Consider the following 20,850-nt stretch of genomic DNA (forward strand, 5'->3'; position numbering starts at 1 on the left):
CAATGATTCGACACGTAAAATCGATCTGTCTGGTTTGCTGTTTCCTAGCTACCACGCCAATTTGTTCAAATGCCGATACGCCCGAAGAGGCGTTCCCGACCAGCGTCGTCTTTCGTTCCGGCGAGCAGGGGTACAAAGTTTTTCGCATCCCTTCGATTATCAAAGCCGCGAACGGCGATGTGCTCGCATTTTGTGAAGCCCGACAGGGAGGCGATGCGAGCGAGATCGATCTTGTGCTCAAGCGGTCCGTCGACAACGGTGCGACGTGGAGTGAGCTGACCGTAATCCAAGAAAGCGAATCGTTTCGCGAGCTCTTTGGCGACGACGTTCCGGCGATCACGATTGGAAATCCCTCACCAGTTGTTGATCAGTTGGACGAAGACCACCCTGGCCGGATTTGGCTGCCCTTCACGCTTGAAAATGATCGCGTTTTTGTCGCCTACAGCGACGACCATGGGAAACATTGGTCGCCGCGACGGGATATCACTTCCGACATCAAGCTGGAGCATTGGGGATGGTATGCGACCGGACCCGTGCATTCGATTCAACTGCTGCACGGATCACATCGCGGCCGACTGGTGATTCCAGCGGATCATCGCTTGGGCGCCGCCGGAAAAGACCAAGGTGCACTCGGGGCTCACTTGATCTATAGCGACGATCATGGCCAGTCCTGGCAGATTGGGGCCATCGACGAAGATTACGAAGACGGGATGGATTCGAACGAGACGACCGTCATTGAACTGGCCGACGGATCGCTTTATGTCAATACTCGAGACCAGAACGGGCGAGCTCCTGGGACAAGAGGAGAAGCTTGGAGTCGAGATGGCGGCGAAACGTTCGATAGCCAAAGCGAACGCTATCGGTACTTTCGCCCCGTAGAAGGCGTTATCGATCCGCCAGTCGTTCAGTGCAGCTTGCTTCGTGCAGACAAGGACTTAATCCTGTTCTCCGGGCCAGATAGCGATGGCGTTTCTGGAAAAGGACGCAGTGACCTTCGGCTGCGCTACTCGACCGACGAAGCACAAAGCTGGCATGACGGTCCGACCATCTTCACCGGACCCGCGGCATACAGTGACATGGTGTCGCTTGGCGATGGCAGCTTGGGGGTGTTGTATGAGGCCGGGTTGAAAAGCCCCTATGAGTCGATTCGGTTCTCAACCGTACCCGTTAGCCAGATCGTGGAGTAAGCCGCCGGGCGGCATCCCAAAACTTACGATCGCGATTGCGGATAGAGGTGACGTTACTGCGTTTGGTTTCGCGCATCGTGCAGGCGAATTTTTGTCCCCAGGATCAACTCCGGTTGCCCCGTCGCCTTCAACGTCTCACTTGACGATGGATTCATCGCGTGGACGTTTGCCGAAAGTGGTTCATGTTCGCGCTCCCACTGCAATCGCGCCTTCTCGTGGGCTTTCCAGTCAACAAATTCGAGTGGGCGGTCCTGTTTCAAAACATCGTTCATCGCATCGATCGCTCGCTTGCGAAACGAGTTCGATTCGGAATAGACGACCGATTGTTCGACGGATTCATAAATCGATTGCAGCTGACTGGTTTGATACGGCTGTTTCACATCGACCGGGCGTGGTTGCGCGTAGTGCTCGTGAACCGTATGCGGACTATAGGGGCGGTGGTAGTAATCGATCCGCAATGTTTCGTAGGGGACACGGCGATAGAGCGTCCCGATCGGTTCGGAGATCGGCCACCTCTCACCAGTCACGGCACGGCAGGTCGACGCTTGCGATTGATCGCAACACGGCGGGGAGGCAGCGCTTGCGAGACCTGCAAAGACGGCGGCACAGCACAACAACCCCAGCGTGAAAGCGTTGGGTCGAAACCGCTTGGCGGGGCGAATCTGAATTGCGGCGGAATTCATGTGTGGGCAAATCGAGCGGGGCAACTGGTAAGAGCAATGAACTGATCGGTCGAACGAGTTTGCTTTGCCGACTGTTTCTGTTTATCCCGCGGTGCTTGAGATCTAGCATTTTGTCCAGTCTGCCCGGTCTCTCTGAATTGCAATCCAAAGCAAATGCTTGCATTGCGGCGTTGCTGGTTCAGTGAAGGATCCGATCGAAATTTTGGAGAAACAGACGCTGGATTTTGTGGTGGGGAAGCGGTATTTGGATGCGGGATTGCCTGAAAAACGCTGTTTCACGGTCTTGACTGATTTGCCCTATCGCCCTGGCGAAACGATTGCGTATTTCACGCATTAGCCATTCCGTGAAAATAAACCAGCATTTTTGTCCACCTGATTCCCAATGCATTGCCATTCCATTTCGCTGCACGTCGCGCGACTTGCGATTCGAGGAATCGCAATGTCGATCGCGCTGTGCTGTGTCATTTTGGCAAACGTTTGGGTCATGCCGGCGAACGTTTGGGCACAGGTGCTTGCCGACCGCCCGGTGGCTGATAAGACAGGGCCGCTCGAAAACCCTTCGCAGATCTCGATCGAAAAAGAAGACTCTCTGATCGAGGAGATCTATGAACCCGAGATGTTGCTGCGAGTGGAACCTTCTCAATCGAAGATCATTCGCACCAAAGTACCGGTTCGCCGAACGGCGATCACGAACCCAGCGATTTTAGACATTCATCTTTTTGACGATGACGAGATCGAGATTATCGGCAAAGAGGTAGGCGAGACCACGATCACGTTTTGGTTTGACGTGCCAGGAAAAGGCACTCAAGTGCTGCGCTACTACGTCGAAGTTGACAACGCCCAACAAGAACAGCGTCGTCGCGAGGCACGCTACAAATCGCTGCAATCTCGAATCAACGAGTTGTTCCCAAACAGCCAGATCTATTTGTTCCCAATCGATGACAAGGTCATTGTGCGGGGGCAGGCCCGCGATGCAAAAGAGGCGGCGGAGATCATGCGATTGCTTGGCGACAACCCCTACGGACGGAACGGAAACAATGGGTACTACGATCGAGACACCGTCAACCGAGACAACGACGGATTGAATGATCACTTTGACGATTGGGATTCGAACAACTTCATCAACCTGTTGCGTGTCCCGGGCCAACAGCAGGTGATGTTAAAAGTTCGTGTCGCAGAGTTAGTGCGCAATTCGAGTCGTGGTGCGGGTGCCGATTTCACCACCTTGATTCGATCCCTGGATTTGCGCAGCTCGGTGGGTGGGGCTGGCAATTTGTCAGTCATTTTGGATGACGGTGATGTGGAGTTTTTCCTCAAGGCGATTTCGACCCACGGCTATGGAAAGATTCTCGCTGAGCCGACCTTGGTGACGATCAGCGGCAAGCCCGCGCGTTTTTTGGCGGGGGGCGAATTTGCCGTGCCGACCACGGTTGGCGTCAACGGAGTTGGTGCCGCCACGACGACGTTTCGCGGCTTCGGCACCGAATTGAGCTTTACGCCGACGGTCACCGACAAGGACCTTGTCCGACTGGAAGTTTCACCTTCGTTTAGCACGCTGAATTCTGATGCGACCGTTGGCGGTATCCCAGGGTTGAATTTGCGAAGCGTTCAGACCACTGTCGATCTTCGCGAAGGCCAGTGGCTTGCCATCGCCGGCTTGATTCAAGAAGAACAAGGCGGCCAACGCACGCGTGTACCAGTGATCGGTGACTTGCCGGTCGTCGGACAGTTGTTTTCTAACCGACAAACGTCGCGATTCGAAACCGAGTTGGTCGTGCTGGTGAGTCCTGAATTGGTCCATCCGCTTGAGACGGAAGAGGTGCCGTTGTTTTTGCCTGGCGTGCATGTGACCGATCCGACGGACACGGACTTCTTCGCCAGACAGCTGATCGAAGGCTATCAAGGCTTTGAGCATCGAAGCACGGTTTGGCCAGAAGTCGTCCAGCAGCGCGTCGGACAGGACCCGCGCACGATAAAAGATCGCGTCCACACAACGCTCAAACGAACGCTTTCGCTACAGCAAACTTACCTTTCCGGTGAAAGCGGGGTTTCCAAATGAGCGCATCAGACTTATTCAGGAAAACGTCGGTTGCTGTGAATGCGATGGTCGTGGTCGTCGCCATTGCCGTCTTTGTACTGGGGTGTCGTGTGCCGACGCCGATGGGAGAAGTGATCGAGCCTGAAGTGCTTGGGACGGCGGTCGATTCGATTAACCGGACTCAGGAAGAAAACGCTGAATTGGCGAAGTACATCGTCTATTCGCATGAATTCGAAATCAATCTTCAAGAAGATCCATCACGCCGGGCTGCGGGCGAGAAATCGAACAGCATCTTTGACTACGTTGGCGAACCTCGTGCACACGGATTGCGTTTGACGCCGGCCGGTGAAGATCATGTGCGTCAGATTGCTCAGTGGGTTCAACAGACCGAACCACACGAAATCACGCCTCAGGTGGTCGTCGAGCGAAGCAACACCAGCAAGCTTTGGACGACCGAACATCACTATCCGGTTCACTACAACGAGCAACTTGACGAATTGAGGCGTCAAGTCGTCGCGAAAGTGCTCGAAAGCTATGGCGTATTGCATGCCGACGAGATCGTTGTCGTCGCACCCGCATATCCGACCGGAATCGAAGCGACTGAAGCGGCAGCTGCGTTCGAAAATTCGATTTACAGCTATCGCAACAATACACAGCGAAGTCGTCAAGGTAATTAAGCGATGCCCAAACGATTGACGAAGGCTCTGTTGGTTTTGCTCGTCAGCCTTGCTTGTCCGTGCGGTCAAGGATGTAGTTCATTGACGCAAGGACAAATGGACTTGTTGGCGATCACGTCAAATGACGGCGGGGATCCCGATCGCGTCGACATCCGATTTGGGATTGCCCGAATGGTTGAGCGTAACGGAGACGCCAGCGGGGCAAAGCAACAATACGCATCCATCCTGGAACAGTTTCCCAATCATCGCGACACTCAGCATCGTTTGGGCGTCGTGTGCATCAAGCTTGGGCAATTACCCGAAGCGATTGGGTATCTCGAAGCGGCAGCGGAGGCCCCGAAGCCCTCGGCCGAATTATTGGGGGATTTGGGGTACGCGTACTACCTGGATCGGGACCTGGGTTTGGCGGAAGAGAAACTGCGAGAAGCAATTTTGATTTCGCCAAATGACGAACGGATCGTCAACAATTTGGCGATCGTTCTGGGCGAACAAGGACATGCCGAAGAATGCCTTTCGCTCTTCCGGCGTGTAGGCAGCGAAGCAGAAGCACAAGCCAACTTGGGATTTGTCTATTCGACGACTGGTGACTTGGATCGGGCCAAACATCACTTGCACCAAGCATTGGAACTGGATCCAAATCTAGAAAAAGCGGCCAAAGCCCTGGCCGAATTTTCGCGTGTGGAACAGCGCGAACAGCCCCCGGTGGGCAGCTGAAGTCAACTCTTTAGTGACTTTCTTCAATTTTTTAGTGGCGTGAGGGTCATCCCTCATTTTTCGACCTAGGTTTCTGTCGAGTGGAAGCAATTCACTCAACACACGACTGAGTTGGTCAGCTTAAAGACTTGGTCGTTCCCACTCTATTCCTTGGAGATTCTAACAGTGAAAGCCACTGCTCAAAAACTTTGGAATGACGAAGCCGGTTTCGTTGTTTCGATCGAATTGGTTCTGATCTCGACGATCTGCGTCATCGGTTTGTTGACCGGTTTGACTGCTGTTCGTGATGGCGTGATCAGCGAACTGTCGGACACCGCGGGTGCCGTTCAGGACCTGAACCAGTCGTACAGCTACAACGGTGTAACCGGTCACGCTTCGTCGACCAGCGGATCGAACTTCATCGACGCGACCGACTTCTGCGATGACGCCGAAGACATCTCGGGTCAAGCAGACAACTGCATCACCTTCGACGGTCTGCCTGAAGACGAAGCTTAATCGAATTGATTCGAACAAGCTTGCACAACGACAGGCTGGTGCACTCCGGTGTTCCAGTCTGTTTTTTTACACTTATCGCATCCGTGGCAAGACCTTTCGATCGTCCGCAACAACCGGCGGTTTAGCGATTGGGATTATGTTGGCAGAACCAAGTCACTCCGTCGGACAATCCGTTTCCCGACGTCTCGTCGCATTGTGGCAAGACGATCGTGGCTTCGTGATTTCGATCGAGTTGATTCTGATTGTCACGATCTTGGTTATCGGTTTGATCGCGGGACTGACGGCCCTTCGTGATGCGGTCGTTTCGGAATTAACCGATGTCGCCCGCGGCGTTCAGCAATTGCACCAGTCTTATCAAGCCAACGGTGCCACGGGCGCAGCTTCCTCAACGTCCGGTTCCGGGATCATTGATCGAGTCGACGTCGAGACCTCCGACGTTTCTTTTTGTACCGCCGTCTATGGCCTGGATGAATCGTTGTAGACGGCTTGGGAAAGGGACGATTTCCCACGCCCGATTTCGCTGCACAACGTTCACATTGGCCTGATCGTTATGACCGTCAGGTTCAGCAAGGTCCACCGGATCTGAATTTATTCGCTTTCGGTCAGATTTTCTAACGTCGTTGGACGAAGACATTTTCGCCAGCTCGCTCGTGAAACATTGGCTGGCACCCCACAACCCCACATGCCCCAAAATCCGTCGCCGTGTCTACCAATCTTAGGCAGACCGCATCCGGCTATCAGCTTGAAGCGGTGCTTCCAGACAGTTTCGTATTGCGCTGGACCCATGCTGCGCAGTGTGTTGGCTTTGTCAGTCTGTTTCTGATCTTTTGCTACGTACCGGTTGCCAACCCCGCGACTTGGAATCAGGTCGTACGTGGCGCGTCGGTGATGTCTGCTGCCGAACGAGTGCCGCTTTCCGAAGGTATCCGAAACTTCCAGTTCGACTGGCTTTCCAGTTCGATTATTTCGGGACTGTATCAACTCGGTGGGGCGGAACTGCTCTCGATCGGGTTTGCCTGTTTGCAAACAGTCATTTTGTTTGGGTGGAGCCGATTGTTTGTCCGTCTGAGTGGTCGATGGTGGACGTCTTTGGCGGCGATCGTCTTGGCGGGCGTTTGCATTCCGATGTTGGGCGGACTGACAAGTCAAACGTTTGGACAGATCGCTTTGGTGGCATGTGCATCGCTGTTGGTCGCCCCCGCGGAAAGCGAATCACGCCTGGTGAGCTGGAAACAAGCGAGCCGATCGCGGTGGATCGCGATGGCAATACTGTTTGCTGTTTGGTGCAACCTTGATGCGTCTTTCATCGTCGGATTGATTTGGTTGTCGCTCTTCGCGATCGTTTCATTGGTCCAAACGGGAATACAACAAGGTTGGGCGACGGCTTTCGGATGCGGCGAAACGAAACGCCGTTTCCTGTTGGTCGAGATTGCTGCTCTGGCAACCTTGGTTAATCCGCAAGGCTGGCACCTTTGGGAAGCTCTGCTGTGGTGGCCTGATAATCCACTGTTCAATGCGATCGGTGGTTGGAATCCAAGTGCGATGGCAAGCCCGCTAGGTATCTTTGTCTTTGCGACATGGGGCATTTGGTCTGCACTGAAACGCGAAGGCCAATGGATGGCATTTTGGGCAGCATCGATGTTGATTGCGACGATCGCGATCGCCTGCGATTCGGCCTTTTCGATATGGTTCGCGCCCATCACGTTGCTTTCAATATCGGCCGTTGTTGGTCGGACAGAAGGCGTCGCCGAAGTTGCGTCGAATATTGATGCGACTGAAAAGCCGCTGCGATTCGCATTCACTTTGGTTTCCGCGCTCGTGCTTTGGATGGGCTTCAGCTTTTCACCGATGGCGGCGTACGTTCTGGGCGGAAAGACACGGACTGCCGAACAGTGTCTTGGAGATGACATCCCCATCGCGTTTCGAAGCTACTTGCAAGGTAAGAAAATCAACGGAGTGCTTTACTGTCCAGACAAATGGAGTGACTGGATTCAAACGACTGTGGCAACTCCTGTCATGGTTGGCAGCGATCTGACTAACGTGCCCGAAAGTGTTCGACAAGATTATTTCACGATCGCCCAAGGCAATGCTGCTTGGAGCCGGATCGCCGAGAAGTATGCCTTCGGCGGAATCGTAATCGACAAAACGAATCAATCGAGCTGGGTTCGCCAGGTGCGTCGCGGTGTCAGCCCATGGGCGATTGCCTATGAAGACACTCAAGTGATTTTGTTGCAAAAACCGCAGTGACGATTGGTCCGCCGCGAGCCTTTCTCTTTTCTCTCCTCTGGGAATCTTCGTCGCTACGATGACAAAGTTTTACGCTATTCAGTTTGCCGTTCTGATCACGTTTGCCGGGATCGGTTTTCAACGTCAACGCCAAGTCAATCACCGCCCGGTGATGCCCCAATTGCGTGATCGTCCTCGCGTGGTCGGACCGCTTTACGACTACCCATTGGCCGTCACCGACGAGCAACTGCAACAGGTTCTCTACAAGCTGCGTCCCAGGTTTTTAACCCAGCCAACCAAGATCAACTTCATCGATCATTCGATTCGGATGTGGGGACCCAGCGTCGACGTTGATGACGATTCGTTGTCGGGAAAGGAAATGTTGACGTTGTTGCTCGATCATCAAGCGTTTGGAAAAGTCTGGGATCCAACGATGCCCTTGCTAAAACGCGTCGAAGACGGAATTGCAGTCTCAACTCAAGTTGGGCGGACTTCGGTGAGTCACGTCGACCACATGATCGGGACACTTTGTGAGATCGGCATTCCGCGTTCCCAGCCCTTGCGGGCGGTCAACGGAATGGGGACCGTCGGTGAAATCCTTGAATACGGATTGAAGCATTTCCGTTTGAACCAACGTGAATACGAATGGACGTCGCTAGCGACCGCTTTCTATGCCATTGACGGACAGAACTGGTTTACCCGTGAAGGCCAAGCAGTGGACTTCAATACCTTCGCCGACCGATTGATGCGTCAGGACCAGCCTGAAGGTGTCTGCTATGGGCAACACCGTCTTTACACCTTGACGATGTTGCTGCGGATTGATGACCAGGTCCGTGAAGAAGGCCTGCAGCAGTTACTACACCCTGAAACGCGTCAATCGGTCATCGATTATCTGTTGGTCATGAACCAGCGTTTGCTGTGCTCACAGTCTGCCCAAGGGTTCTGGGATGGCAATTGGCCGAACGCCGTGCAACAGGTTCCCGATCCGGCGACGAATGAAACCAGTCGTCGAATTTTGGCGACGGGACACGTTTTGGAGTGGTGGGCAATGGCACCTCAAGAGTTGGTCCCGCCGCGTGAAATCATCATTCGCGCTTCACAGTGGCTCGCGCGTGAAATCATCGCCATGGATGAAGAGACGGTGGAGAAGAATTACACGTTTTTGTCGCATGCCGGTCGAGCGTTGGCGCTTTGGCGTGGCGGGTTGCCCAGCGATTTTATCCGTGCCGGTCACCAACACGTCGCGTTGAATCCGTAGTTTCGCACGCTCTGCGGTTTTGAACTCTCGCATCCTTTTCTGCTACTCGTTCCTTTCGGAATTCCACATGGATCTCAACTACGTTCCCCTGGTCGCGATGATCGCTTTCACATCGGTCGCGACCGCGATGGATCTCAAAAGCCGTCGCATTCCAAATTGGCTGACCGTTACGACGGCGATTCTTGGTCTCGTTTGGAATCTATACGCCGGTCACCTGTCGGGATTGCTGACGTCGCTCGGCGGCTTCGCGACCGGTTTCGGAATCCTGTGCACGCTGTGGCTGATCGGTGGTGGCGGTGGTGGCGATGTCAAAATGATGGGAGCAATCGGCGCATGGCTTGGTCCGATTCCAACGTTGATTGTGTTTCTGGCAAGCACCGGCTACGCGATCGTCTGTACGGTTGCGATGTTGGTTTGGGGAGCCGCATCACCAAAAATGCAGACGGCACCGGCAGCAGACAGCAACGAGTCTGCGGCAGTGCTGAAACATGCGGTGCCGTATGCCTTGCCGGTCGCATTGTCGGTTTGGTCGTTGCTGCTGTTTCACCTTGTACGCTAGCCAAAGCGGCCCGCACTTGTCTTGTCTGTTGATGTCTTGTTTGCCAAATCTTGGCGGTTGATCCATGAAAGCCACTGCACCACGCAAAGCCAACTCCGGAACGATTTTGATCGGGGTTTTCGCTGTCACGATCGGATTGGCTGGAACGTACGTGATGCGCATCGCGTTGCAAAAAGACCCGCCTGTCGTGGTCGTCGAACAGCCCGAACCAGAACCCGAGCCACCACCGAAACCGGTTCGGGTAACGGTTCCATTGGCAAGCCGAGATATCAAAGCAGGGACCGAGATCACGCTTGACGATGTGGCGATCTATCGATTGACCAAAGAAGAAATCAAAGAGTCGGTGGGTGAGTCTTCGTTTATGACCAACCCGAAGCAGATTATTGGCAAGGTCTTGCAGGTCGATATGAAACGCAGCGAGTCGTTTAGCACAACGAAACTGCTGCCCGCCGGTAAGTATCCTGGCGTTGCCGGTCGATTAAAGCCCGGTTTGCGCGCGGTGACGATCCAGATGAGCCCTGACAATGCCTTGCTGGGCTTTGCCAGTCCTGGTCAGAGTGTTGACGTGTTGTTTCACTATGGCCAAGAAGACGGAATGACCGGCAGCGGTGGGAAATCGGGACGCGGATTTCAACCCGCACACCACGTGTTTAATCCGCCGGGACTTCGCGATTATCGTGGCAACCGGATCGGAGGTTCGGGCGGTTTTGAAGATTCCGAGTTCCAAAGTGCGACTGCGACTTTGATTCAGGGAGCTGAAATTCTTGCGATCGGGATGGCCAGCACACCCACGGACTGGGCCAGCCCATTGGCGACCGACGAAACGGTCCGCGTGACGCTTGCCGTCGCACCTAAACAGGCCGAGATGATCCGTGTTGCCGACGGACACGGCGAGCTTTCGCTGACGCTTCGAGGCCCCGAAGACAATCAGCTAGTCAGCTTGGTTGATCCGGTCACGCTCGACCACATCATCGATTTTGATAACACGGTTCACGAGATGGAAATCTATCGGGGAACCTCGCTTTCGAAAGTCCATTTCGGATCCAATCGATCAATCAAAGAACGCGTTTTCAGTTCACCCAACGAGCCAACCTCTGGGATGGTCGGGAATCCGGCGATGAATCCATCGATGGTACCAACCATGGTTCCTGCCCCAGGCTACTACGGGATGCCGTATGCCGTATCGCCTTATGGCGGATTTGTCGCTTCACCAGCGGCCGCTGATCCTGCCGAAACGGAGGCGGTTAAATGAGCACGTTGTTGGAAATGCCACAATCGATCTTTGCCCCCTACAAGGATCGTCATCGTGAGATCCAATTCCAGGCCAAGAAACAGGCGGTCCATCATCGCATTGTTGAAAGCTTGGATGTGTCTTCGGCGGAAGAGATGGACCGCGATCAATTGATTGAAGAGCTGCGTTACTTCATTGAAATGTTCGATGACGAAATTGAATGGACAGAAGAAGAGCACGAGCGATTGCTGTTCGAACTGCCTTGGGAAATGTTCGGAACAGGACCGCTGGAGTACTTGTTGGACGATTCGGAAATTAGCGATATCCTGGTTAATCAGGCACATGAAGTCTTCATTGAGCGACACGGAACCCTGCGCCCATCGGATGTACTGTTCGCAGATGACGCACACTTGATGCGAATCATTCGCCGCATTGTGACGCAGGTTGGACGACGAATCGACGAGTCGTCACCGATGGTGGATGCCAGGCTTGAAGATGGCTCGCGGATCAATGCGATCATTCCGCCCCTCGCATTGGATGGTCCAAAACTTTCGATCCGACGCTTTGGCAACCGTCATGCGAACCTGGCGAGTTTGGTTGCCAATGGCACGATGAATGAATCGATCGCGGAGTTTTTGCGAGCGGCCGTCACAGCACGTCAAAGCATCCTAATCTCGGGCGGAACGGGATCTGGAAAAACAACGATGCTTAACGCATTGTCGTCTTGTATTCCAGACGACCAACGAATCATCACCATCGAAGATTCGGCGGAATTGAGGTTGCAGCACCGTCATGTGGCTCGGCTTGAAACACGGCCTGCCGGCAGCGAGAACGTCGCCGAGTACAGCCAGCGAGACTTAGTTCGCAACAGTCTGCGCATGCGACCCGATCGGATCATTGTTGGCGAAGTGCGTGGCCCAGAAGCTCTCGACATGCTGCAAGCGATGAATACCGGTCACGAAGGCTCGCTGACCACGATTCACGCGAACGATACCGTCGACGCAGTTTCCCGTTTGGAATTGATGATCGCGATGGCAGGCCTGGATTTGCCGTTAACTGTTTTACGATCGTATATCTGCAGCGGGATTTCGTTAATCGTCCATGTTGTTCGGATGCAAGGCGGCGGGCGCCGTGTGATGCGAATCTCGGAGCTCAATGCGACTGAAAGCGGATTTGAACTGATCGATGTTTTTTCGCTGCGGCGGACTGGGATCGATGACAACGGAAACGCGACTGGTGAATTTGTGATCGGCCGTCGGCCGCATTGTGTGGAATCGTTCGCAGAACATGGTGTCTGTTACGACGACTCATTGTTCAATGAAACGCTCGTCGGGTGATGCAAATGGTGTTAACTACCCTCGATATCGCGACGTTTTGCATCAGTTCGGCCGTCGCGGGAACGGTCGTTGTTTTGGCGAAGCGATCTGGTGCGGAAGCATCCGAGGCTGCGACGTTGACACCCACCCTGCAAATTCGACGCGACAAGCGACTTTTAGAGAACACTGCCGATGCACCGTTGACGGTTCGATTCGATCAATGGCTTGAGTCGATCTTGATTCGGTCTGGGATGACGATCGACTGTGTGACCTACATCGTGTTATTGATCGCAATCGCAGTCAGCCTCGCTGCAGGAGGATACGTGTTGAAGCTACCGATCGTGTTAGTGGGAATCGCAACACTAGCGGTGGTACCGATCGGGTTGATCGTCGCGTATGTCAAAATGAAATTACGGCTTGGCAAGTTTGAAAAGCAATTCCCCGCATCGCTCGAACTGCTGGCGCGCGCAACTCGTGCGGGCGAGAGTCTAGGAAACGCTTTTAAGATCGCTGCCGAGTCCAGCGAAGAGCCTGTCAAAAGCGAACTGTCGCAGTGCGTTCGTCAGATGAATTTAGGAATGTCACCAACGTCGGTGGTTGGCGATCTGGCGCGGCGAGTCGATTCGAGCAACGTTCATTTGCTGTCCCACGCGATCACGATTCATCACGAGTTGGGTGGTCGCTTGGCAGAGTCACTCGATCGTCTTTCGACGGTGATTCATAGCCGGTCGGAATGCGAACAGAAAATCAAATCAATGACCAGCATTGGACGATTCGCAATCTTGGCGATTGTCGTGATGGGGATTTTCGTGCTCGTTTATCTGATGACGGCCGAACCGGATTACATCAGCAATTTGTTCGAGAGCAGTTTGGGGCATAAAATGTTGGCGTATGCGGCAGTCTCGGAATTGGTCGGATTGGTCTGGGTCGGATACACGTTGAAGTCAGATTTGTAAGATGGACGATCTTACCTCCGTATTCGTTTTTGTCACTTTGACCGCGTTGACGATCTTGGTTGCTCGCCGCCGTGGTGCATCGGACAAGACGGTCGAAGCACCCGCCGCACGGCTATTCCAGGGGCCGGTGTTTGGAAGCTGGACAGAAGAGTTTGCCGAAATGTTTCCGACCTCGGCGACGAAGCGTGAGCGACTGCTGAAAGACTTGAGTCTATCCGGAGCACACCAGGCTCATTCCCTTGACGAATTCCTTGCTTGGCGAAATCTAATCGTACTCGGCGTCTTCTTGGCCGCATGCGTTGGGTTTGCACTTGGGATTGCAGATGGCAACGAAGTGTTTTTTGTCGGCGCCGCTGGTACGGCATGTTTGGTTTCATACGCGATCCCACGTTTGGCACTGAGCGGCCGAGCGGCCAAGCGAAAGCGAGAACTCAGTCGGGCAATTCCAGACGCGATCGATATGATCGCAATGTCGCTTGATGGTGGCGTTCCGCTTCCACAAGCCATTCGCCAGGCGGAGAAGCATTGCCGCGAGCTGTACCCCGCATTGGCGAGTGAGCTGCGCGTCATCGATCGGCAATCCGAGTCTGGCGGGGCGGAGCACGCGCTCAACGCATTTGCTGACCGAATCGATATGCCTGAGGTCGCGGCGTGGAGCGCGATGATGCGGCAGAGTCAAAAGTTGGGCGGCAAGCTATCCGGTTCGCTGCGTGACTATGCCATGCGGATACGACTGGATCGGCAGACACAGGTGGAACGTGCCGGGAATTCGGCGTCACTGAAACTCTTGTTGCCCGTCATCTTGTGTCTGGCTCCGCCGATTGCCATCGTTTTGGTGGGGCCCGCGGTCATCGAGTTCCGTGATTTCATCAACCGCAATAAAGACGCGACCCAATCGGTCATCCAGCAAGCTCAAAGTACCGATGGGGTGGTCGAGCTTTAAGGCCGGAAGCGTCTTCGGTTGTTTTTCGTACCGATTACTCTGACGCCAAAGTCGCTGGTAATTCAGGCTCAACCGGTTCCCCGGTTTCTGGCACCCCGTCACGAAGTTGCAGTTCGTGATTGAGGATCTCCAGCAGTGTTTGCAGGAAAACGACAACCATCGGCCCAATCAAAATACCGATCGGTCCGAAAACGGGGACTCCACCCAATACGCTTAGTAAGGCGATCAAGGGGTGTAGTTCGGAGTGGCCGTGAAGCACGATCGCTTTGATCACATTATCGATCGACGAAACGAGTGCCGCACCATAGATCAAAAGGAAGATCGCCGCACCGTAGCGCTGATCGACTGCGGCCAAGTACACCGTGCACGGCAGCCAAACGGATGCCGCGCCAAGGAATGGAACGAGCGACATCACGGTCGTGACCAAGAACAGCAGGATGTACGATTCGAAGCCCAAAAAGAAATACGCGATCGCGGCCAATAGACCTTGAACCAATGCGCTCAAGACACTGGCAAGGACGACTGCTCGGCTCGTTTTTTCGAACTCTGTCAGCAACTGCCGTTCATAGTTGTCGTCCAACGGGCTCAGCCGCATCAACGTACGGACCATCGCTGGGCCATCGACAAAGAAAAAGTAGATTGCGATGACCATGATCAACAACCCAAATGCGGTGTGCACGAATGCTTTGCCCGTTGCACCTGAGAACTTGACGAAACGAGGTTGAATAAACTCGCGCACGGATCGAATCGCGTCCGCAAAGTCACGCTCGCTTGGGTTCGTCAATAGCTTGACTTGGGCCTGAAACGAGCCACCGAGTTTGGCGTTGATCCAGCTGTGGATTGCCGCAGACGCGACGACACCCTGGCGGTGGAATCGCTCTGCCAAGGCGATTTTATCAACCGGATCGACGCCCTCTGTCGAATTGAGTTTGTCAATCTCTTCGACGGTCGTTTCGAATTCCGACAAACGTTCGAGAGCAATTTCACTGGTGTTTCCGGTCGGCGATTCACCAGTCGTTTTTTGATCGAGGAAGATGATCAGCTCTTCGGACTCTTCGACATACGAATTGGTCTCATCGGGTCTTTCAATATCACCCAGCAAATTGGCGAGTGTGTCAAGTCTTCGGTAACGGTCGGCGTACTCGAGTTTGATGCCCAGTTTTTCACGGCCTCGATCCATTGCCGCTTTAATGTCATCCAGGTCCGTTCGCCCGACCAAGCCGGTCAACTGCCCGACAGCCACGGTGATCAACAATATGAATGGCAACAGCACGATCGTCAGAATCAATGACGTCGTGGCGGCCGCTGCCAGGGACTTGCGACCACCGAGTCGTTCGAGGAACCACTCGTGGATCGGATGAAAGATCACCACGAGTGCTGCGGCCATAAAGAGCGGGATAAAGAACCCGACCATGACCTTATAAAACAGCATGCCAACGACCAGGATGCCGGCAAGCAGCACAACCACTGAAAGCACACGCGACAAAGGCGGCGTCTCGGTCAGTGCAAGTGTTGGCCCTTTACCAGTGTCCGTTTCAAGTTCGGTTGAGACCTCGGCTTGTGGTGTGACCGATGGCGGCGTTCCGCTTGGCGTCTCTTCGGGTGATGGCACGTCATGTCTCCGTCGTCAAGTTGGCATTCAATCAAGCACCGGCCATCCGCACTCGGTACGACAAGCGGCCGGTGTCTGTTACCAGCGTCCGGTGTGGTGATCCGTTTCGACAATTTTACGTGCCTCGGCGCTGATTCCATACGGCAAGTCCGGATGGTTCAGTTCGAAGAATACCGTGTATTTGTGGTGAACGGCATCGCTGAAGACAACTGGTGCGTGGGTCAGTCGGAAAAAGTGTGTCGGACGGCCGTTCCAGCGTTTCGTAAATGCACCAGCTTCTAAAGCGGGTTCACGCTGCAACCCATAGCCGCTGACCATCAGCCGTTCGAGTTTCGTCGGATCACCAGTGAAACCATGGAACGTGACACGCTGCAAATGGTCGGAACTGTCAAAGTAGTACGTCAGTGTTCCGGCCAAATCGTCGGCACGAATCCCCGTGACAATCGGGACTCGAAGGCCTTTTAAATTCAGGTTCGCCAGAACCGTGCTCACTCGCGAAAACTGGGAGATCACCCAGTGCGGCGAGATGTCGAAGCGAAGCAATTGCCCGATGTCTTCGACCTGATGACCGCTTAGCGTCGGTTGTTGGTTGGGGTTTTCTGAGATCGCGCCTAGCTTTTGTGCCAAGTCCGAATCGTAGCGATACTCTTTGTGTCGAACTTCGCGAAGCTTTTCAATTTCGTAAAGCGACGTATTCGCGTAGCCCCGTTCACGCTGTTCTTCGTTTGACGGAATTCCGTGCGCAAGTGAATCCTGCGGCTTCACCTCGACCGGAACTCCTTCGGCAAACAGCCCGTTGACGCTTTGCATTGCCGATTGACCCATTTCTGTCTCGGTCGCAACGTAGGGGCCGATACCGGCGGCGGCGAGAGCGGCGATGATTTTGTAGCGAATGGCAAGCATGTCGATACTCGGGGGCTCGGGACTAGGCACACAACTTCCTTCATCGGAGCGCTCGATCAGACGACTTTTCTATTTTGCTTTTGCTTCGCTTGGCGAGACTTGTGACGGTCATGCGTTTACCAATCCGGCTTCCTGCCATCTGCTGTCACCGCGATGAGGTAAATAAATACCAAAAGGAGTAGCAATGGTGAGGGGAGCAATAAGGCCTATTGGTTTGGCGAAGGTCGTTTTGGAAGTGACTTGATTTGGAATCGCTATGCAGAGTTCCAACGCTCGATGAGTGCTCCGCAGCAGGTAGCGGATGTCGCAAGTTCGACAATCAATGGCAACTTGGGAGCTTCTCTGAAAATATCTTGAGCAAAAGTTTGAAAATGCCGGGTAGCCGCCATTTTGCTACTGTCACCAATAAGCAAGTGCGATAAATTCTGCGCACGAAGGATGGGCCTCAAGGGGCACGAAGCCCACCATGATCGCCGCCAGCTTGTCATGAGTTGGCGGCGATCAGCTTTTACAGCCAGAGTATTCCGGCGCTAGCATTACTGCGGCGATCGACGGAATCTCAGAAGGACTAGACAAGATGCCTGACACGGCATTATTGTGCGCTCGAAGTCAGTTTTCGAGTTCTTCCCAACGCACGTAGAGATCAGCGAGCTCGTTTTGGAGCTTTTTCAATTTCGCGGCATCTGTTGCCACCTGATCACCGCCGTTTTGGTAGTACTCCGGCGCCGCCATCAGCGAGTGTAGTTCGGCGATTTGTGATTCAGCGACTTCAATTTTTTCGGGGATCGCGTCGAGTTCGCGTTGTTCTTTGTAGCTCAGCTTTTTGACAGGAGACGTGCTGTTGGCGGTGGTTTCAACAGGCTTCGCATCGAGCTCACGAGGCTTCGTACTCTGAACATTGGCTTTGGATTTGACAGCTTGCGAATCTTCGGTCGTCTTGCGACGCTCAACTGCTTCACGCCAATCGTCGTAGCCGCCGACGTACTGCCGCACATTGTCGTCTTCGAAGACAAGCGTGCTCGTCACAACGTTGTTTAGGAACGTCCGGTCGTGGCTGACCAACAACAGCGTGCCTTCGAAACTGACCAGGACCTCTTCCAGGAGCTCAAGTGTTTCGGCGTCTAGGTCGTTGGTCGGTTCGTCAAGAATCAGCACGTTGGCAGGCTTGGTCATCAATTTTGCAAGGAGCGCTCGGTTGCGTTCACCGCCGGAAAGAAACTTGACCTTGGTGCGTGCCCGTTCTGGGGTGAATAAATAGTCCTGCAGATATCCAAGGACATGTTTCTTGGCCGATCCGATTGTCAGTTGGTCGCTGCCTTCGCCAACGTTTTCCTGGACTGTTTGTTCCGGGTCCAAGGTATCCCGAAGTTGGTCAAAGTATGCGATTTGCAGTTTCGTACCCAAGCGAACATTGCCCGAGTCTGGTTCCAGTTGCCCGAGAAGTAGTTTCAGCAAGGTGGACTTACCGGCGCCGTTGGGGCCGATCAAGCCAATCTTGTCGCCACGCATGATCGTCGTCGAAAACGACTCGACAATTTTACGTTCGCCATAGGCAAAGCTTACGTCTTTGACGTCAGCGACCAGCATTCCGCTCCGTTCTGCTTCTTGGACAGACAATTTCGCGGTACCAACTTGCTTTTGACGTTGTTGACGTTGGACACGCATATCCTTGAGGCGTCGGACCCGGCCTTCGTTTCGAGTCCGTCGGGCTTTGATCCCTTGACGAATCCAAGCTTCTTCTTCGGCGAGTCGTTTATCAAACAGTGCATTCTGTTTTTCTTCGGCCTCGAGTGCCTGTTCTTTCCGTTTCAAGAACGTGCCGTAGTCGCAGGTCCAGTCGAACAGTTGCCCTCGATCGATTTCCCAAATCCGCGATGCCAGAGCTTGCAGAAACGACCGGTCGTGCGTGATAAAGATCAGCGTTTTCGACCAGCGGGAGAGGAAATCTTCCAACCAGAGGATCGATTCAACATCCAGGTGGTTGGTAGGCTCGTCAAGCAACAACACGTCCGGTTGGCTGACAATGGAGCGTGCCAGCAGCACACGGCGTTTCATTCCGCTGGACAAAGAGCCAAAATCCAGGCCACCATCGAGTTGCATGTCGCTGAGTGTCCGCTCGACACTGTGGTCGGCTTCCCAAGCCAACGCCGGATCGGATAGTAATTCCTTCGAGACGCCGGCTCGGACCATCTCCTCGATGGTGCCTGATTCGTCTTGTGGAACGTCTTGGACAAGACGCCGCACGGAAACCGTTGATGGAACTTGGATTTCCCCATGGTCGGGGGCCAACTCGCCTGCCAGCATCTTTAGAAGGGTTGTCTTTCCGGCCCCGTTGCGTCCCAGCAAACCAATCCGGTCCCCCAATTCGACCTTCGCACTGACTTCATCGAGTAGGTTCGGGCCACGAAATCCGATGGAAATGCTGTCGAGAGAAATAACGGCCATAAAACTTTGGATCGGCGATCAGATCATGGGAGCAGCGGCGGCAGACGCAGCACGCGTCAAATGGCCAACCGCAATTCGGGACACAGTTTGAACGTTGGGGGCCTCGCATCGCAACCCGGTGTCGGACCTACGGTCGGAGTGCCCAAGCGACGCCTGCGAAATGGCACGAAGACAAAAAAAAGACGAGTGTCTGGGTCAGACACTCGTCAGTCGGGAGGGCAACTGTCCCAACACAGTTTCGTTGTGCAGGTTTGGCCTAGTCTTTTGTTGTCTAGATCTTCGGGTGGCGAACGACGTGTCGATCAATCTCGGTGATTTCGCCGTTGTGAGCCATCTCACGGGCGAGCAATACGACACGATCCTTGACCTTCGCGGGAACGCCCTGAACAACCAAATCCATGCCTTCCTTCAAGTTCGGCACATTGCGACTTGGACCGAAGTCAACCATCAAATTCTTGTCAGATTTTGTCTTCAATTTGGCCAGTCGATGTTCCTGGCCGTGGACGGTGACGGTCTTTATTTTTTCAACCGTCCCTTGATAGCTTCGCCCACTGCGGTTGACTGTTACCGACTCGTGCGGAAGCTCGACATGTTTGGCAACAAGCAACGGCTGACCTTCGACTTTCATGATCAGACCCTCTGCCGTGACTTCCGATTTTGGCTCCGGCATTTGCTTGAATAGATTCGTTGGTCCCAGGTCGATGACAACCTCCTGACCTTGATCGGTATTCACCGTTGCGACAAAGTGCTGTTGGTCTCGCACGTCGACCTTGTTCACTTGAGCGATTTCGCCGGTGGCAATTCGTGGTGCCGACGTCATCGTCTTCTGTTTGTCCATCGCTTCCATTTTCGCATCGCGAGAGTCGCCTGCTTCGTTCAGCGATACATAATCGAATTCCTCGTAGACACCATCACCGTCCGCATCGGTGTAGCTCGCCATTGCATCGTACAAGCCATCGCCGTTGAGATCGTAATAGTTCGTCAGGTTGTGATCGTCCCAGAACAAGTACCCGTCGTCATATCGTTCGAAGTACTGGTGGTGTTTTGAGCTATCGCTGGTCGGCAAATTCGTCGTTAGCGGATCACTGGAAACCTTCGATGGGGACGTATTCACCGTGTCGGTCTTCGGGTCGGAGAGCTTTGGTTTGTTGGCGGTGTAAGACCCTGAGTCGTTGTCGCTGTCGGAGCTAGTAACGTTGTCGCTGAATTGGAACTTCTCATCATCCCAGCGTCCAATTGCCTCGTCCGTTGGATTGTAGTCGTTGCCATCAAACCACTCCGTGATGTCGTACCAAGCGTCATCTTCGTAGTAAGGACTGTTGCTGCCTACTTCCGATTGACTTTGCGGTGTTGTAGCCACTTGTTGAGCGTTGCTTACGGTTGGAACCGCAACAGAAGCAGCAAGTGCGGCGGCAAACATCAATCGTTTTCGTTGAGTAGTCATTCTTTCTCCTTGTTTGAATAGCGTGATCACCACGACGCCGTGTCGTAGTAGGAGAAAGAGGATGCAATGCCGATGCCAACCGCCTATTTCTCTGAACATTGGCCGATTGATGAAGGATAAGTGCACGTTTTGGGCAATCGGCGACCGAGCAAAGACGAATCAT

19 protein-coding genes are annotated in these 20,850 nt (G+C 53.9%); 14 read left to right on the top strand and 5 right to left on the bottom strand.

The genetic code is table 11. The annotated features are described in order from the left end of the window. Positions 1 to 2: 2 nt before the first annotated feature. Positions 3 to 1,187 (top strand): sialidase family protein, encoded by a 1,185-nt coding sequence (locus CGZ80_RS04190; protein WP_094411673.1) that lies wholly within the window; start codon positions 3 to 5, stop codon positions 1,185 to 1,187. Positions 1,188 to 1,240: 53 nt separating this feature from the next. Here the strand turns inward: CGZ80_RS04190 and CGZ80_RS04195 are convergent, their stop codons facing one another. After that, positions 1,241 to 1,870 (bottom strand): hypothetical protein, encoded by a 630-nt coding sequence (locus CGZ80_RS04195; RefSeq protein ID WP_094411675.1) that lies wholly within the window; start codon positions 1,868 to 1,870, stop codon positions 1,241 to 1,243. A gap of 181 nt (positions 1,871 to 2,051) precedes the next feature. On the opposite strand from CGZ80_RS04195, the gene CGZ80_RS27840 reads away from it, so the two are divergent. The 13 genes from CGZ80_RS27840 (at position 2,052) to CGZ80_RS04260 (ending at position 14,283) form a co-directional block, all read left to right on the top strand. Beyond that, positions 2,052 to 2,207, top strand: a complete 156-nt coding sequence (locus CGZ80_RS27840) for a hypothetical protein (protein WP_158222543.1) — start codon at positions 2,052 to 2,054, stop codon at positions 2,205 to 2,207. Positions 2,208 to 2,309: 102 nt separating this feature from the next. Next, complete coding sequence (locus CGZ80_RS04205; RefSeq protein WP_158222544.1) at positions 2,310 to 3,929, top strand: type II and III secretion system protein family protein; 1,620 nt, start codon at positions 2,310 to 2,312, stop codon at positions 3,927 to 3,929. Further along, entirely contained in the window at positions 3,926 to 4,585 is a 660-nt protein-coding gene (locus CGZ80_RS04210) for a hypothetical protein (RefSeq protein ID WP_094411681.1), read from the top strand. The genes CGZ80_RS04205 and CGZ80_RS04210 overlap by 4 nt, the downstream gene beginning before the upstream one ends. A gap of 81 nt (positions 4,586 to 4,666) precedes the next feature. Beyond that, positions 4,667 to 5,299: a tetratricopeptide repeat protein gene (locus tag CGZ80_RS04215; RefSeq protein WP_158222545.1), complete on the top strand. Its 633-nt coding sequence runs from the start codon at positions 4,667 to 4,669 to the stop codon at positions 5,297 to 5,299. Positions 5,300 to 5,464: 165 nt separating this feature from the next. Next, positions 5,465 to 5,794, top strand: coding sequence for a hypothetical protein (locus tag CGZ80_RS04220; RefSeq protein WP_094411685.1), 330 nt, complete (start codon positions 5,465 to 5,467; stop codon positions 5,792 to 5,794). 136 nt (positions 5,795 to 5,930) lie between these two features. Continuing rightward, on the top strand, positions 5,931 to 6,275 hold the full coding sequence (locus CGZ80_RS04225; protein WP_094411687.1) for a Flp family type IVb pilin: 345 nt from the start codon (positions 5,931 to 5,933) through the stop codon (positions 6,273 to 6,275). Between the two features lie 221 nt (positions 6,276 to 6,496). Then, positions 6,497 to 8,041: a hypothetical protein gene (locus tag CGZ80_RS04230; protein WP_143543735.1), complete on the top strand. Its 1,545-nt coding sequence runs from the start codon at positions 6,497 to 6,499 to the stop codon at positions 8,039 to 8,041. Positions 8,042 to 8,099: 58 nt separating this feature from the next. Further along, positions 8,100 to 9,278 carry a hypothetical protein gene (locus tag CGZ80_RS04235; RefSeq protein ID WP_094411691.1) on the top strand — a complete coding sequence of 393 codons (1,179 nt, stop codon included), beginning with the start codon at positions 8,100 to 8,102 and terminating at the stop codon, positions 9,276 to 9,278. A gap of 67 nt (positions 9,279 to 9,345) precedes the next feature. Beyond that, on the top strand, positions 9,346 to 9,837 hold the full coding sequence (locus CGZ80_RS04240) for a prepilin peptidase (RefSeq protein WP_094411693.1): 492 nt from the start codon (positions 9,346 to 9,348) through the stop codon (positions 9,835 to 9,837). A gap of 64 nt (positions 9,838 to 9,901) precedes the next feature. Beyond that, positions 9,902 to 11,089, top strand: coding sequence for a Flp pilus assembly protein CpaB (gene cpaB, locus CGZ80_RS04245; RefSeq protein ID WP_094411695.1), 1,188 nt, complete (start codon positions 9,902 to 9,904; stop codon positions 11,087 to 11,089). Then, entirely contained in the window at positions 11,086 to 12,405 is a 1,320-nt protein-coding gene (locus CGZ80_RS04250; protein WP_094411697.1) for a CpaF family protein, read from the top strand. Before cpaB ends, CGZ80_RS04250 begins: the two co-directional genes overlap by 4 nt. A 5-nt stretch (positions 12,406 to 12,410) precedes the next feature. Next, positions 12,411 to 13,340, top strand: coding sequence for a type II secretion system F family protein (locus CGZ80_RS04255; protein WP_158222546.1), 930 nt, complete (start codon positions 12,411 to 12,413; stop codon positions 13,338 to 13,340). Between the two features lies 1 nt (position 13,341). Beyond that, a complete protein-coding gene (locus CGZ80_RS04260; RefSeq protein WP_094411701.1) occupies positions 13,342 to 14,283 on the top strand; it encodes a type II secretion system F family protein in 942 nt (313 codons plus the stop codon). A gap of 34 nt (positions 14,284 to 14,317) precedes the next feature. Here the strand turns inward: CGZ80_RS04260 and CGZ80_RS04265 are convergent, their stop codons facing one another. From CGZ80_RS04265 to CGZ80_RS04280, 4 genes are all read right to left on the bottom strand, one after another. Continuing rightward, a complete protein-coding gene (locus CGZ80_RS04265) occupies positions 14,318 to 15,895 on the bottom strand; it encodes an AI-2E family transporter (RefSeq protein WP_094411703.1) in 1,578 nt (525 codons plus the stop codon). 78 nt (positions 15,896 to 15,973) lie between these two features. Beyond that, complete coding sequence (locus CGZ80_RS04270; RefSeq protein WP_094411705.1) at positions 15,974 to 16,798, bottom strand: DUF6690 family protein; 825 nt, start codon at positions 16,796 to 16,798, stop codon at positions 15,974 to 15,976. Positions 16,799 to 17,407: 609 nt separating this feature from the next. Continuing rightward, entirely contained in the window at positions 17,408 to 19,243 is a 1,836-nt protein-coding gene (locus CGZ80_RS04275) for an ATP-binding cassette domain-containing protein (RefSeq protein WP_094411707.1), read from the bottom strand. A 271-nt stretch (positions 19,244 to 19,514) separates the two neighbouring features. Further along, positions 19,515 to 20,687, bottom strand: coding sequence for a hypothetical protein (locus CGZ80_RS04280; protein WP_143543736.1), 1,173 nt, complete (start codon positions 20,685 to 20,687; stop codon positions 19,515 to 19,517). Between the last annotated feature and the right edge of the window lie 163 nt (positions 20,688 to 20,850).

This window comes from Rhodopirellula sp. MGV (genome assembly GCF_002251265.1).
GTDB lineage: Bacteria > Planctomycetota > Planctomycetia > Pirellulales > Pirellulaceae > Stieleria > Stieleria baltica_A.